12 protein-coding genes are annotated in these 13,713 nt (G+C 72.5%); all 12 read right to left on the bottom strand.

Annotated elements, in window-relative coordinates:
• Positions 1-11: 11 nt before the first annotated feature.
• Complete coding sequence (metK, locus tag ACIG47_RS07440) at positions 12-1,202, bottom strand: methionine adenosyltransferase (protein WP_397430268.1); 1,191 nt, start codon at positions 1,200-1,202, stop codon at positions 12-14.
• A gap of 108 nt (positions 1,203-1,310) precedes the next feature.
• Complete coding sequence (coaBC, locus tag ACIG47_RS07435) at positions 1,311-2,561, bottom strand: bifunctional phosphopantothenoylcysteine decarboxylase/phosphopantothenate--cysteine ligase CoaBC (protein ID WP_397430267.1); 1,251 nt, start codon at positions 2,559-2,561, stop codon at positions 1,311-1,313.
• 46 nt (positions 2,562-2,607) lie between these two features.
• Positions 2,608-2,943 (bottom strand): DNA-directed RNA polymerase subunit omega, encoded by a 336-nt coding sequence (rpoZ, locus tag ACIG47_RS07430; protein ID WP_397418228.1) that lies wholly within the window; start codon positions 2,941-2,943, stop codon positions 2,608-2,610.
• 128 nt (positions 2,944-3,071) lie between these two features.
• Positions 3,072-3,671: a guanylate kinase gene (gene gmk / locus ACIG47_RS07425; RefSeq protein ID WP_397430357.1), complete on the bottom strand. Its 600-nt coding sequence runs from the start codon at positions 3,669-3,671 to the stop codon at positions 3,072-3,074.
• Position 3,672: 1 nt separating this feature from the next.
• Positions 3,673-3,984: an integration host factor, actinobacterial type gene (mihF, locus tag ACIG47_RS07420; protein WP_119145571.1), complete on the bottom strand. Its 312-nt coding sequence runs from the start codon at positions 3,982-3,984 to the stop codon at positions 3,673-3,675.
• Between the two features lie 364 nt (positions 3,985-4,348).
• On the bottom strand, positions 4,349-5,266 hold the full coding sequence (pyrF, locus tag ACIG47_RS07415; RefSeq protein WP_397430266.1) for an orotidine-5'-phosphate decarboxylase: 918 nt from the start codon (positions 5,264-5,266) through the stop codon (positions 4,349-4,351).
• Positions 5,263-8,652, bottom strand: coding sequence for a carbamoyl-phosphate synthase large subunit (carB, locus tag ACIG47_RS07410; protein ID WP_397430265.1), 3,390 nt, complete (start codon positions 8,650-8,652; stop codon positions 5,263-5,265). The genes pyrF and carB overlap by 4 nt, the downstream gene beginning before the upstream one ends.
• Complete coding sequence (gene carA / locus ACIG47_RS07405; protein ID WP_397430264.1) at positions 8,652-9,962, bottom strand: glutamine-hydrolyzing carbamoyl-phosphate synthase small subunit; 1,311 nt, start codon at positions 9,960-9,962, stop codon at positions 8,652-8,654. The genes carB and carA overlap by 1 nt, the downstream gene beginning before the upstream one ends.
• Positions 9,959-10,588 (bottom strand): hypothetical protein, encoded by a 630-nt coding sequence (locus ACIG47_RS07400; protein ID WP_397430263.1) that lies wholly within the window; start codon positions 10,586-10,588, stop codon positions 9,959-9,961. Before ACIG47_RS07400 ends, carA begins: the two co-directional genes overlap by 4 nt.
• The gene (locus tag ACIG47_RS07395) at positions 10,585-11,949 is read right to left on the bottom strand and encodes a dihydroorotase (RefSeq protein WP_397430262.1); all 1,365 of its coding nucleotides are present in this window, start codon (positions 11,947-11,949) and stop codon (positions 10,585-10,587) included. Before ACIG47_RS07395 ends, ACIG47_RS07400 begins: the two co-directional genes overlap by 4 nt.
• A complete protein-coding gene (locus ACIG47_RS07390) occupies positions 11,946-12,959 on the bottom strand; it encodes an aspartate carbamoyltransferase catalytic subunit (RefSeq protein WP_397418249.1) in 1,014 nt (337 codons plus the stop codon). The genes ACIG47_RS07395 and ACIG47_RS07390 overlap by 4 nt, the downstream gene beginning before the upstream one ends.
• Positions 12,956-13,648: a bifunctional pyr operon transcriptional regulator/uracil phosphoribosyltransferase PyrR gene (pyrR, locus tag ACIG47_RS07385; RefSeq protein ID WP_397430261.1), complete on the bottom strand. Its 693-nt coding sequence runs from the start codon at positions 13,646-13,648 to the stop codon at positions 12,956-12,958. Before pyrR ends, ACIG47_RS07390 begins: the two co-directional genes overlap by 4 nt.
• Between the last annotated feature and the right edge of the window lie 65 nt (positions 13,649-13,713).

Here is a 13,713-nt window from a genome sequence, read left to right as displayed (position 1 = left end):
GGCGCCAGGGCTCAGAACAGGCTCTGCAGGTCGGCCACGCGGTCGGTGCGCTCCCACGTGAAGTCCGGCAGCTCGCGGCCGAAGTGCCCGTAGGTGGAGGTGGCCCGGTAGATGGGGCGCAGCAGGTCCAGGTCGCGGACGATCGCCGCCGGGCGCAGGTCGAACACCTCGGCGATCGCCGCCGTGATCCGGCCCACGGGCACCGTCTCCGTGCCGAACGTCTCGACGTACAGCCCCACCGGGTGCGCCTTGCCGATCGCGTAGGCCACCTGCACCTCGCAGCGTCGCGCGAGGCCTGCGGCGACCACGTTCTTGGCCACCCAGCGCATGGCGTACGCACCCGACCGGTCCACCTTCGACGGGTCCTTGCCGGAGAACGCGCCCCCGCCGTGCCGTGCCATGCCGCCGTAGGTGTCGACGATGATCTTGCGCCCCGTCAGGCCCGCGTCGCCCTGCGGCCCGCCGATCACGAACTTGCCGGTCGGGTTCACGAACTGCTTGGCACCCGACCATTCCAGGCCCGCGGCGTCCAGCACGGGCGCGATCACGGTCTCGGCGACCTCGACGTGCAGCTTCTCCTGGAGCACGTCCGCGTCGTGCTGCGTGGAGAGCACCACGGTGTCCACCACCACGGGGCGGTCGCCGTCGTAGCCGACCGTCACCTGCGTCTTGCCGTCCGGGCGCAGGCCCAGCAGCTCGCCCGACTTGCGGACCGCGGCCAGCCGCTCGGACAGCCGGTGCGCCAGCCAGCCCGCCACCGGCATCAGCGACGGCGTCTCGTCCGACGCGTACCCGAACATCAGGCCCTGGTCGCCCGCGCCCTGCGCGTCCAGCGGGTCGAGGTCGCCGGAGTCGTCCCGCAGCTCCAGCGCCTTGTCCACGCCCTGGGCGATGTCGGGCGACTGCTGCCCGATCGACACCGAGACGCCGCAGGAGTCGCCGTCGAACCCGATGGCGGACGACGTATACCCGATGCCCCGCACCACGTCCCGCACGATCTGCGGGATCTCGACGTAGGCCTCGGTGGTGACCTCACCCGCGACGTGCACCAGCCCCGTGGTGACCATGGTCTCGACCGCGACGCGGGAGGTCGGGTCCTGCTCCAGCAGCGCGTCCAGGATCGCGTCGCTGATCTGATCACAGACCTTGTCCGGATGACCCTCGGTCACGGACTCGGACGTGAAAAGGCGCAGCTCGCTCATGGGCACCAGCCTACGGTCTCGCACAGCGAACAGTCGATCCTGAAAGGTGAGACGGCGGTCACGGCAGCCGCTTGACCTTCACGAGGGCCGGATCCACACGGTTCGTGCTCATGGCAGCAGCTTGGCGACGGCGTCCCACAGGGCGTCAGCCACCTCGCGCTTGGTCCCGGAGGCCTGCCCGACGACGTCGCCCGCGCCGTCCAGGATGGTCACCTCGTTGCCGTCGGTGCCGAACCCACGGCCGGAACCGACGGCGTTCACCGCGATCAGGTCGGCGCCCTTGCGCCGGGCCTTGGTACGCCCGTGGTCCAGGACGCTGCCGGAGGCGTCGCCGGTCTCCGCGGCGAAGCCCACGACCACCTGGCCGGGACGCAGCCGCTGGTGCGCGATCTCCGCGAGGATGTCGGGGTTCTCCACCAGCTCGATCGGCGCGGGCCCCTGGCCCGGCACCTTCTTGATCTTCGCGTCGGGCGCGGTCGCGGGCCGGAAGTCCGCCACGGCGGCGGCCATCACCACGACGTCGGCGTCCGCGCCGGCCGCCCGCACCGCGTCACGCAGCTCGGCGGTCGACTCGACGCGCACCACCGAGCAGGACGCCGGACCGGCCCCGGCCTGCCCGGCCGACACCTGGTCGGTCACGTCCTGCGCGAGGTTGGCGGCCACGAGCGTGACCGTGGCACCCCGGTCCAGGGCGGCCTGCGCGAGGGCGACGCCCTGGCGGCCGCTCGACCGGTTGCCGATGAACCGCACGGGATCGATGGGCTCGCGGGTACCACCCGCCGAGACGACGACCCGGCGGCCGGACAGGTCCTGCGGGCCGGTTCGCGCGGCGCCCGTCTCCACGAGGGAGAGCGCCTCCCGCGCGATGTCCTCGGGCTCGGGCAGCCGGCCGGGACCGGTGTCCACGCCGGTCAGCCGGCCGGACGCGGGCTCGATCACGTGCACGCCACGCTCCCGGAGCGTGGCCACGTTCGCCCGCGTGGCGGGGTGCTCCCACATCTCGGTGTGCATCGCCGGAGCGAGGACCACCGGGCAGCTCGCGGCGAGCAGCGTCGTGGTCAGCAGGTCGTCGGCCCGCCCGGTGGCGGCACGTGCCATGAAGTCGGCGGTCGCGGGGGCCACGATCACCAGGTCGGCGCTCTTGCCCAGCGCAACGTGCTGCACGCCGGGCACGTCGTCGAACACCTCGGTGCTGACGGGCTCGCCCGACAGCGCCTCGAAGGTGGGCGCACCCACGAACTCCAGGGCGGCACGGGTGGGGATCACGCGCACGGCGTGCCCCTGCTCACGCAGCAGGCGCAGCAGCAGGACGGCCTTGTAGGCCGCGATCCCCCCGGACACACCGAGCAGGATCCTCATCGGGACACGTCCATCGCGGGGCCGGACGACCGTGCGACGTGGCCGGTCAGGCCGGGAACTCGGGCAGGGCCTGCTCGGCCTTGGCCGCGGCTGCCGCGTCGGCCTGCGCCTGCACCTCGGCCGGGTCGACCTCCTCGATCGTGAGGAGGCCCTGGTTGATCTCGCGCATCGCGATGGAGAGGGGCTTCTCCTGGTTGCGGGTCTCGACGAGCGGGCCCACGTTCTCCAGGAGGCCCTCGTTGAGCTGCGAGTAGTACGCGTTGATCTGACGGGCGCGCATGGAGGCGTACAGCACCAGGCCGTACTTCGAGTCGATGCGCTCGAGCAGCTCGTCGATCGGCGGGTCGGTGATGCCCTCGGGCGTGGCGACGGTTCCGGCCATGATGAAGCTCCAGAAGTCTCAGTGGTGGGTGGTGACAGAAGAAGTCCGAGGAGTGAGTCTACCCGCTCCCGCGCACGAAGGCGCCGCTCAGGGGGCACCTCCGCCGCGCCGGGTACGCTCGCCCGCCGCTACCCGGCGACCGGTGTGGTGGACCCCACACCCATCACGGACACCAGCGCGTCCGTGGCCCGGTGCACGTCGTCGTTGACGATCGTGACGTCGAACTCCTTCTCGGCGGCGAGCTCGACGCGCGCCGTGGCGAGCCGGCGTTCCCGCTCCTCGGAGTCCTCCGTACCCCGGCCCACGAGCCGGCGGACCAGCTCGTCGAAGCTCGGCGGGGCGAGGAAGACGAACCGGGCCTGAAGGCCCGAGGCCGTCACCGCGTCACGCACCTGGCGCGCGCCCTGGAGGTCGATCTCCAGGAGGACGGGGACCCCGGCCGCGAGCTTCTGCTCGACCGGCCTGCGCGGCGTCCCGTACCGGTTACGACCGTGCACCACGGCCCACTCGAGCATCTCGCCGGCCTCGACCATGCGGTCGAACTCCTCCGGCGACACGAACAGGTAGTGCACTCCGTCCACCTCGCCCGGGCGCGGCGACCGGGTGGTCGCCGACACGGAGAGCCAGACCTGCGGATAGCGGTCCCGCACGTCGGCGGAGACCGTGCCCTTGCCCACCGCGGTGGGACCTGCGAGCACGGTCAGCCGTGCGGGTTGTGTCGTACTGATCTCAGCCAAACCTCTCGATGAGCGCCGCCGTCTGGTGCGGTCCGAGGCCTCGGACGCGGCGGGTCTCGGCGATCCCGATCTCTTCCATGATCGCCCTGGCCTTAACCTTACCGACCCCGGGGAGCGACTCGAGCAACGAGACGACCTTGAGCTTGCCCACGACGTCGTCCTGCCGGCCCTGCTCGATGACCTCCTTGAGGGAGCCCTGCGAGTACTTGAGCTTGTTCTTGATCTCGGCCCGTGCGCGTCGCGCCTCGGCGGCCTTCTCGAGTGCTGCCGCACGCTGCTCGGGTGTGAGGGGAGGTAGTGCCACGCAAGTCACCTACTCGTGTCTCGACCGGTCTCCTGGCTCGGACGCCGGTCCTCGCTCGGGCCGGATGCCCAAGTCCGTGACCTGGTCCGCAACCGGTCTGGTGTGAACTGCTGCATCGAAAGTAGCCACCGCCTCAGTGGTCGGCAATCGCAGAACGGCACTTCGTGAAAACTCATGCACCCCGGCTTTGCGGCAATTAGTACATTCCATGTGAAAACGCCCTCGATCCAGATGGATCGAGGGCGTTTTGTCCTGCGGTCGAATGCGGTGCGTGAACCACCGTCACGACGTCTCGCGGACCCCTCACCAGCGCCTCCGGCACCTCGGGGACGCCGCGACGCGTGTCACCTCGGTGCCGGAGGCGCTACCGCAGCGCGGCCCGGGCCTCACCGGCCGCCGCCGCGGCGGCGGCCACCAGGGCGTCCGGGTCCGGCCCCGCGGCGAGCACCGCACGCGAGGACGACGCGAGCACGGCACGCCGAGCGGCACCGAACGTCGTGGCGAGCTCATGCTCCCCCGCGCCCTGCGCGCCCACACCGGGCGCCAGCAGCGGGCCGTTGACCGCCACCAGGTCGGTGCCGGTGGCTGCCACGGCGTCGCCGATCGTGGCGCCCACCACGAGGCCCACCGACCCCAGCGGCTCGGCACCCGCGTTGAGCACGGCCGCCCGCGCCGCCGTCAGGGCCGCGACGGTGGCACCCTGCGGGGAACCGTCCGTACCGCCCGCCCCGCCGTCGGCGCCGGGAGAGACCGACGTGCGTGCGTGCTGGACCTCGAAGCCCTCCTTGTTGGAGGTGAGGCACAGGACGAACAGCCCGCGGCCCGTCGCGGCCGCCAGCTCGACGGCCGGGTCGAGCGAGCCGAACCCGAGGTAGGGCGACACCGTCAGGGCGTCGCCGGCCAGGGGCGAGCCGTCCGCGAGGAACGCCTCGGCGTACGCGCTCATGGTCGAGCCGATGTCGCCCCGCTTCGCGTCCACGATCGTCAGCGTGCCGGCACCGGGGCCCGCCGCACGCGCCGCGGCGATCACCTCCTCCAGGACCGCGACCCCGCGCGACCCGTGCCGCTCGAAGAACGCGGCCTGCGGCTTGAACGCCGCGACCCGCCCGCCGAGCGCGTCCACGACCCGCAGCGAGAACTCCCGCAGGCCCGTCACGTCGTCCGGCAGGCCCCACGCGCGCAGGAGCGACGCGTGAGGGTCGATGCCGACGCACAGGGGCCCGTGGTCGTCCATCGCCGCGGCGAGCCGGGCGCCGAACGGCACCACCGCGCTCGCCGTCACGCGCCCACCGCCACGCGCTCCGCGCCGGCAGCGCCCGCGAGCCGGGCCGCCGTCGCCGCCGTGTGCTCCTGGAGGCTGGCCACCTCGAACGGGCCCGCGAGCACCGCCTCGATGCCCTGCACCGCCGCGGCGAGCTGGTCCACCGTGGTGGCGATCGGCTTGTCGGCCGCCGTCGTGGCCGCCCGGATCTCGTAGCCGTCCGCCCGGGCGCCCTGGCCCGACGGCGAGTTCACCACGAGGTCGATCTGCCCCTCGGTGATCAGTCCCACGACGGTCAGCTCGCCGTCCGGCCCGCGGCCCTCGGTGTGCTTGCGCACCACCGTGGCCTCGATGCCGTTGCGGCGCAGCACGGTGGCCGTGCCCTCCGTGGCCAGCACCTTGAAGCCGAGCTCCACCAGGCGCTTGACCGGGAAGACCACGTGCCGCTTGTCGCTGTCGGCCACCGACACGAACACGGTGCCCGACGTCGGCAGGCCGCCGAACGCCGCGGCCTGCGACTTGGCGAACGCGTGCGGGAAGTCCTTGTCGAAGCCCATGACCTCGCCCGTGGAACGCATCTCCGGGCCGAGCACGGAGTCCACGACCAGGCCCTCGCGGGTGCGGAACCGCTTGAACGGCAGCACGGCCTCCTTGACCGCGAGCGGCGCACCCAGGTCGAGGGTGGCGCCGTCGTGCTCCGGGAGCAGGCCCTCGGCGCGCAGGTCGGCGATGGACTCCCCCACCATGACGCGTGCGGCCGCCTTGGCCAGCGGGGTGCCCGTGGCCTTGGACACGAACGGCACCGTGCGCGACGCGCGGGGGTTGGCCTCCAGCACGTACAGCACGTCGCTCACCAGCGCGTACTGGACGTTGAGCAGACCCTTGACGCCCACGCCGCGCGCGATGGCCTCGGTGGAGCGGCGGATGCGCGCGATCTCGGTCTCGCTCAGCGACACCGGGGGCAGCACGCACGCCGAGTCACCGGAGTGGATGCCGGCCTCCTCGATGTGCTCCATGACGCCGCCGAGGAACATCTCCTCGCCGTCGAACAGCGCGTCGACGTCGATCTCCATCGCGTCGTCGAGGAAGCGGTCGATGAGCAGCGGCGCGGCCAGGGTGCCGGTCGCCCCGGAGTCCGCGTGCGTGGCCGCCGCGGCCTCGAGCGCTCGCTCGACGTACCCGGTGAGCTGCTCCTCGCTGTACACGATCTCCATGCCGCGGCCGCCGAGCACGTAGGAGGGGCGCACGAGCACCGGGTAGCCGATGCTGTCGGCGACCTCGCAGGCCTGGCCCAGCGAGCGGGCGGTGCCGAACGCGGGAGCCGGCAGGCCGGCGTCGAGCAGGACCTGGCCGAAGATGCCGCGGTCCTCCGCGGCGTCGATCGCCTCCGGGCTGGTGCCGAGGATCGGCAGGCCGGCCTCCGCCAGGCGGCGGGCCAGGCCCAGCGGCGTCTGGCCGCCGAGCTGCACGATGATGCCCTTGACCGGTCCGGCGGCGAGCTCGGCCTGGTAGACCTCCAGGACGTCCTCGAAGGTCAGCGGCTCGAAGTACAGGCGGTCGGACGTGTCGTAGTCCGTGGAGACCGTCTCCGGGTTGCAGTTGACCATGACGGTCTCGTACTTCTCCGCGAGCGCGAGGGTGGCGTGCACGCAGGAGTAGTCGAACTCGATGCCCTGGCCGATGCGGTTGGGCCCGGAACCGAGGATGATCACGGCCTCGCGCTCGCGCGGGGCGACCTCGGTCTCCGCGTCGTAGCTGGAGTAGTGGTACGGGGTCTTGGCGGCGAACTCCGCGGCGCAGGTGTCGACCGTCTTGTAGACGGGGCGCACGCCCAGCGCGTGACGGATCTCGCGGACCGTGGCCTCACCGGCGGGTCCCATGCCGCGCAGGCGTGCGACCTGGGCGTCGGACAGCCCGTGCCGCTTGGCGAGCCGCAGCACGTCCTCGGTCAGGGTGGGGGACGCCGCGACCTCGGCCGCGACCTCGTTCATGAGCTGGATCTGGTCGAGGAACCAGGGGTCGATCTTGGTCGCCTCGAACACGGCCTCCAGCGTGGTGCCGCCGGGCTGCCCGACCGAGCGCAGCGCCTGCTGCACCTGGACCATGCGCTGCTCCGTGGGCCGCTCGATCTCCGTCAGCAGCGTGGCGAGCTCGTCGCCCGTGGGGGCGTCGCCGTCCCAGTGGAACGTCACGCCGCCCTTGTCGATGGAGCGCAGGGCCTTGCCGAGGGCCTCGGTGAAGTTGCGGCCCAGCGCCATGGCCTCGCCCACCGACTTCATGGTGGTGGTCAGGGTGTCGTCGGCGGCGGGGAACTTCTCGAACGCGAAGCGCGGCACCTTGACCACGACGTAGTCGAGCGTGGGCTCGAAGCTCGCGGGGGTCACCTTGGTGATGTCGTTCGGGATCTCGTCGAGCGTGTAGCCGACGGCGAGCTTCGCGGCGATCTTGGCGATCGGGAAGCCGGTCGCCTTGGAGGCCAGCGCCGAGGAGCGCGAGACGCGCGGGTTCATCTCGATGACGATGACGCGCCCGGTGGCCGGGTCGACGGCGAACTGGATGTTGCAGCCGCCGGTGTCGACGCCGACCTCGCGGATGACGGCGATGCCGATGTCGCGCAGCTTCTGGTACTCGCGGTCGGTGAGCGTCATGGCGGGGGCCACGGTGACGGAGTCGCCGGTGTGCACGCCGACGGGGTCGACGTTCTCGATGGAGCAGACGACCACGACGTTGTCGTCCTTGTCGCGCATGAGCTCCAGCTCGTACTCCTTCCAGCCGAGGATGGACTCCTCCAGGAGCACCTCGGTGGTCGGCGAGTAGTGCAGGCCCTGGCCCACGATGCGGCGCAGGTCCTCCTCGTCGTAGGCGAGGCCGGAGCCGAGACCGCCCATGGTGAAGGAGGGGCGCACGACCATCGGGTAGCCGAGCACGCCGGCGGCCGCCAGGGCCTCGTCGATCGTGTGCACGATCTCGGAGCGGGCGGACTCGCCGCCGCACTTCTCGACGACGTCCTTGAACTGCTGGCGGTCCTCGCCCTTCTGGATGGCGGGGATGTTGGCGCCGATGAGCTCGACGTCGTACTTGGCGAGCACGCCGGCCTCGTCCAGGGCGATGGCCGCGTTGAGCGCGGTCTGCCCGCCGAGGGTGGGCAGCAGCGCGTCGGGGCGCTCCTTGGCGATGATCGTGGTGAGGACCTCGGTCGTGATGGGCTCCACGTAGGTGGCGTCCGCGAACTCGGGGTCGGTCATGATCGTTGCCGGGTTGGAGTTGACCAGGATGACCCGCAGGCCCTCCTCCTTCAGCACGCGGCAGGCCTGGGTGCCGGAGTAGTCGAACTCGCAGGCCTGGCCGATGACGATCGGGCCGGACCCGATCACCAGGACCGAGGAGATGTCGTTACGGCGAGGCATCAGTGGTTCTCCTCGGTGTCGTGCGCGGTGGCGGTGGTGGTCGTGAGGGCGGGCGGCCAGGCGGAGGGGTCCGTCATCAGGCCGACGAAGCGGTCGAACAGGTAGGCGGCGTCGTGGGGGCCCGCGGCGGCCTCGGGGTGGTACTGCACGGAGAAGGCCGGCAGGTCGAGGCAGGTCAGCCCCTCCACGACCTGGTCGTTCAGCCCGACGTGGGAGACGACGACGCGGCCGTAACGGCCGCCGTCGTCCCTGCTGTCGTCGTACGGGGCCTGCGAGACGGCGGGGGCGCCGGACTCGTCGAGCACGGGTGCGTCGACGGCGAAGCCGTGGTTGTGCGCGGTGACCTCCACCTTGGCGGTGGTGCGGTCCAGCACCGGCTGGTTGATGCCGCGGTGGCCGTAGCCGAGCTTGTAGGTGCCGTAGCCCAGGGCGCGGCCCAGGATCTGGTTGCCGAAGCAGATGCCGAAGAACGGGATGCGGCGGTCCAGCACCGCGCGCAGCAGCTCGACCTCGTGGCCGGCGGCACCCGGGTCCCCGGGACCGTTGGAGAAGAAGACGCCGCGGGGTGCGCCGTCGGGCAGGTCGGCGAGGACGGCCTCGATGTCGGCGATGGTCACCGACTGCGGCACGACGACGACGCGCACGCCGCGCTCGGCCAGCCGCACCGGCGTCATCGTCTTGATGCCGAGGTCGACGGCCACGACGGTGGCCAGCGGCGTCTGCCCGGCGTGCACGCCGCGGGGCTCCACCGTGTAGGCCTGGGTGGTGGAGACCTCCCGGGCCAGGTCGGCGCCCGCCATCTGCGGGGCGGACCGCACCTCGGCGACGAGCTCCTCGACGGGGCGCGGGTACCCGCCCCGGACCAGGTCCTCGCCCGAGAAGATCCCGGCGCGCATCACGCCCTCCTCGCGCAGGCGGCGCGTCAGGGCGCGCGTGTCGACGTCGGAGATGCCGACCACGCCCTGCCCGGCGAGCTCGTCGCCGAGGGACCGCTGGGCGCGCCAGCTCGAGACGCGGCGCGCGGGGTCGCGCACCACGTAGCCGGAGACCCAGACGCGGTGCGACTCCGGGTCCTCGTCGTTCACGCCGGTGTTCCCGACGTGGGGCGCCGTCATGACGACGATCTGCCGGTGGTAGGACGGGTCGGTGAGCGTCTCCTGGTAACCGGTCATGCCGGTGGAGAACACGATCTCGCCGAACGTGGTGCCGGTGGCGCCGTACGCACGGCCGCGGTAGGTCGTGCCGTCCTCGAGGACGAGCGCTGCCGAGGTGGCTGCGTGCTGAGCTGCGGGTGTCGTCGGGGTGGTCACCGGGCCTCCTGCTGGTACGGGTCGTGCTGAGAGTGCTGGGTCTGGTTCTGCGGGGCGTGCTGGCCCGTGGGTTGCTGGGCCGGCGACTGCTGGGCCGCGAGCAGGTGCCGGACGGCGTCCACGAGGCCGCCGCGGTCGGTGGCGCGGCGCGTGCGCAGGCCGGTGTCGACCAGGGCCGGCGCGACGCCGTCCGCCTCGGGGACCGCCCAGGTCACCACGACCAGGCCGTCCGCGCCGACGTACTTGCCCGCCATGCCGGGAGCCAGGGTCGCGCTGCGGATCGCGTTCACGGGGACCCACAGGTCGCGAGCCCCGTCGCGCTCGATGAGGATGCCGCCGTCGTGCACCGACACCAGGGCGTTCGAGCGGTCGCCCAGGCCGTGCGCGCCCACCCGTGCGAGCCAGTCGCCGTGCAGCGTCGTGGAGACGTAGACCGCCTCCAGCGGGCCGAGGCGCGCAGGTCCCACGCCCGCGGTGCCCGTGGCGCCGTCGGCGCCGGGCACCGGCGGCGGCACCGGGACGACGGCGGTGGTGCGCTGCGCAAGCCGTCGTCGGCCGATCAGGGTCACGTACAGGACCAGGAACACCGCCAGGGCGACCAGGAGGAGGACGGCCAGGATCTTCATCGGGTGGCTCCTTCGAGGGTCTGGGTGGCGCCGTCCGTGGCCGGCTGGTCGACGACCGCGCCGTCCAGGACGGTCGCGCGGCCCCGCAGGAACGTCGCGACCACGCGGCCCGGCAGCTCGGACCCGGCGAACGGGGTGTTGCTGCTGGCGGTGACCTGGGCGTGGCCGTCGATCACCCGCGTCGCGGCCGGGTCGACGAGGGTCAGGTTGGCGGGCTCCCCGACGGCGATCCGGCGGCCCTGCGTCGCGTCGACCCGGCCGATGCGGGCCGGGTTCTCCGAGAGCACGCGGGCGACGTCGGCCCAGGTCATCCGGCCGGTGTCGACCATGGTCTGCTGGACCACGGACAGCGCGGTCTCCAGGCCCGTCATACCGAAGGCGGCCGAGGCCCACTCACAGTCCTTGTCCTCGACCGGGTGCGGGGCGTGGTCGGTGGCGACGATGTCGATCGTGCCGTCGGCCAGGCCCTGGCGCACCGCCTCGACGTCGGCGGCCGTGCGCAGCGGCGGGTTGACCTTGTACACCGGGTCGTACTCGCGGGCGAGCTCGTCGGTCAGCACCAGGTGGTGCGGCGTCACCTCGGCGGTGACGTCGATGCCGCGGCCCTTGGCCCAGCGGATGATCTCCACCGAGCCGGCCGTCGACAGGTGGCAGACGTGCAGGCGCGAGCCCACGTGCTCGGCCAGCAGCACGTCGCGGGCGATGATCGACTCCTCGGCCACCGCGGGCCAGCCCGTCAGGCCGATCTGCGCGGAGACGACGCCCTCGTTCATCTGCGCGCCCTCTGTCAGGCGCGGCTCCTGCGCGTGCTGGGCCACGACGCCGTCGAACGCCTTGACGTACTCCAGCGCGCGGCGCATGAGGACCGGGTCGTGCACGCACTTGCCGTCGTCCGAGAAGACCCGCACGCGGGCCGCGGAGTCGGCCATGGCGCCCAGCTCGGCCAGCTTCTCGCCGCCCAGGCCCACCGTGACAGCGCCCACGGGGTGCACGTCGACCCAGCCGGCCTCCTGGCCGAGCCGGTAGACCTGCTCGACGACGCCCGCGGTGTCCTGCGTGGGCGTCGTGTTGGCCATGGCGTGCACCGCGGTGAACCCGCCCGCCGCGGCGGCCCTGGTACCGGAGAACACCGTCTCGGCGTCCTCCCGGCCCGGCTCGCGCAGGTGGGTGTGCAGGTCGACGAGGCCGGGCAGGAGCACCTGGTCCTGGGCGGCGACCTCGTGCGCGCCCTCGGGCACCTCGACCGTTCCCGGCGCGCCCAGCGCGGCGACCACGCCGTCCGCGAGCACGACGTCGACCGGGTCCGTGCCGTAGGGGCGCACCCCACGCAGGACGTAGGTCGTGGTTGAAGGGGTGCTCACAGGGCGTTCCTCTCGTCGGTGCTGGAAGCTGGGTCGCTGCCAGACAGCAGCAGGTACAGGGCCGCCATCCGCACGGCGACGCCGTTGGCCACCTGCTCCACGATCACGGAGCGGGGGTGGTCGGCGGCGGCCGCCGAGATCTCCAGGCCGCGGTTCATCGGCCCGGGGTGCATCACGATCGCGTGGTCCGGCAGGACGGCGAGCCGCCGGGCGTCGAACCCGAACTTGCGGCTGTACTCCATGGGGCTCGGGAAAAACGACCCCGACCCGCCGGACATCCGCTCACGCTGCACCCGCAGCATCATGACCGCATCCGGCTGCCACTGCTCGAGCGTCTCGTCCAGGTGGTACGAGACCCGGCACGGCCAGGTCTCCACGCCCACCGGCACCAGCGTGGGCGGCGCCACCAGCGTGACCTCGGCGCCGAGCGTGTGCAGCAGGTACACGTTCGAGCGGGCCACGCGCGAGTGCAGCACGTCGCCGACGATCGCGACGCGCAGGCCGGCCAGGTCCGCGCCCACCGAGGTGTCGGTGCCGCGCCCGTCGGGTCCCACGTTGCCCACCAGGTGACGGCGGATCGTGAACGCGTCCAGCAGCGCCTGCGTGGGGTGCTGGTGCATGCCGTCGCCCGCGTTGAGCACCCCGGCGTCGAGCCAGCCCGCGTGGGCGAGCTGGTGCGCCGCGCCCGAGGCCGAGTGGCGCACCACCACGGCGTCGGCGCCCATGGCGTGCAGCGTCAGCGCGGTGTCCTTGAGCGACTCGCCCTTGGACACGCTGGAGCCCTTGGCCGAGAAGTTGATGACGTCCGCCGACAGGCGCTTGGCCGCCGTCTCGAACGAGATCCGCGTGCGCGTGGAGTCCTCGTAGAACAGGTTGACCACGGTGCGCCCGCGCAGCGTGGGCAGCTTCTTGTTCTCGCGCGACTGCGTGGCCGCCATCTGCGCGGAGGTGTCCAGGAGCAGGATCGCGTCGTCCTTGGCCAGGCCCTGGGTGGTCAGCAGGTGCTTCACCGCGCGCCCCCGTTCTCGGTCGTGTCGTCCGCCGGGCTGATCAGCACCGAGTCCGTGCCGCCGTCGACGTCGGACAGGCGCACCCGCACCCGCTCGCTGCGGGAGGTGGGCAGGTTCTTGCCCACGTAGTCCGCGCGGATCGGGAGCTCGCGGTGGCCGCGGTCCACCAAGGCGGCGAGCTGCACCACGCGGGGGCGGCCCAGGTCGTTCAGGGCGTCGAGCGCGGCACGGATGGTGCGGCCGGAGAACAGCACGTCGTCGACCAGGACCACCACCTTGTCGTCGATCGTGCCGCCCAGCCGGCCCGGCAGCACCGTCTGCCCGACGGCACGCGTGGGCTGGCGGCGCAGGTCGTCGCGGTACATCGTCACGTCGAGGGTGCCGTGGTCGCCGTCGAAGCTCGGCTCGATCTGCGCCAGTCGCTCCGCGAGGCGGCGCGCGAGCTGCACGCCGCGCGTCGGGATGCCGAGGAGCAGAAGATCGGCGGCGCCCTTGTTGCGCTCCACGATCTCGTGGGCGATCCGGGTCAGGGCGCGGGCGATGTCGGCCTCACCGAGCACGGTGCGTGCCGCGGTGGAGGTGTCCGCCGGGGCGGCGGCGGCGGGGCTGGTGGTGCCGGGATCCGCGCCATGGCCCGTCGTCGGGCTCGGGGTTGCGCTGGATGCGGGCATGCGGCTGCCAGGGCTCATCTGGCGACCTCCTTCTCCGCCTCACGGGACGGGTTTAAAGGGAGTCTGACAGCCACCACCTTAAC

Source organism: Promicromonospora sp. NPDC052451, from assembly GCF_044547525.1.
Taxonomy (GTDB): domain Bacteria; phylum Actinomycetota; class Actinomycetes; order Actinomycetales; family Cellulomonadaceae; genus Promicromonospora.
Note: the sequence above shows the minus strand (reverse complement) of the source record. Positions and strands in the feature narration are given on the sequence as shown.

Coding starts and splice junctions, on each gene's coding strand:
- metK (WP_397430268.1), bottom strand. CDS start 1,202: ATGAGCGAGCTGCGCCTTTTCACGTCCGAGTCCGTGACCGAGGGTCAT.
- coaBC (WP_397430267.1), bottom strand. CDS start 2,561: ATGAGGATCCTGCTCGGTGTGTCCGGGGGGATCGCGGCCTACAAGGCC.
- rpoZ (WP_397418228.1), bottom strand. CDS start 2,943: ATGGCCGGAACCGTCGCCACGCCCGAGGGCATCACCGACCCGCCGATC.
- carB (WP_397430265.1), bottom strand. CDS start 8,652: ATGCCTCGCCGTAACGACATCTCCTCGGTCCTGGTGATCGGGTCCGGC.
- ACIG47_RS07400 (WP_397430263.1), bottom strand. CDS start 10,588: ATGAAGATCCTGGCCGTCCTCCTCCTGGTCGCCCTGGCGGTGTTCCTG.
- pyrR (WP_397430261.1), bottom strand. CDS start 13,648: ATGAGCCCTGGCAGCCGCATGCCCGCATCCAGCGCAACCCCGAGCCCG.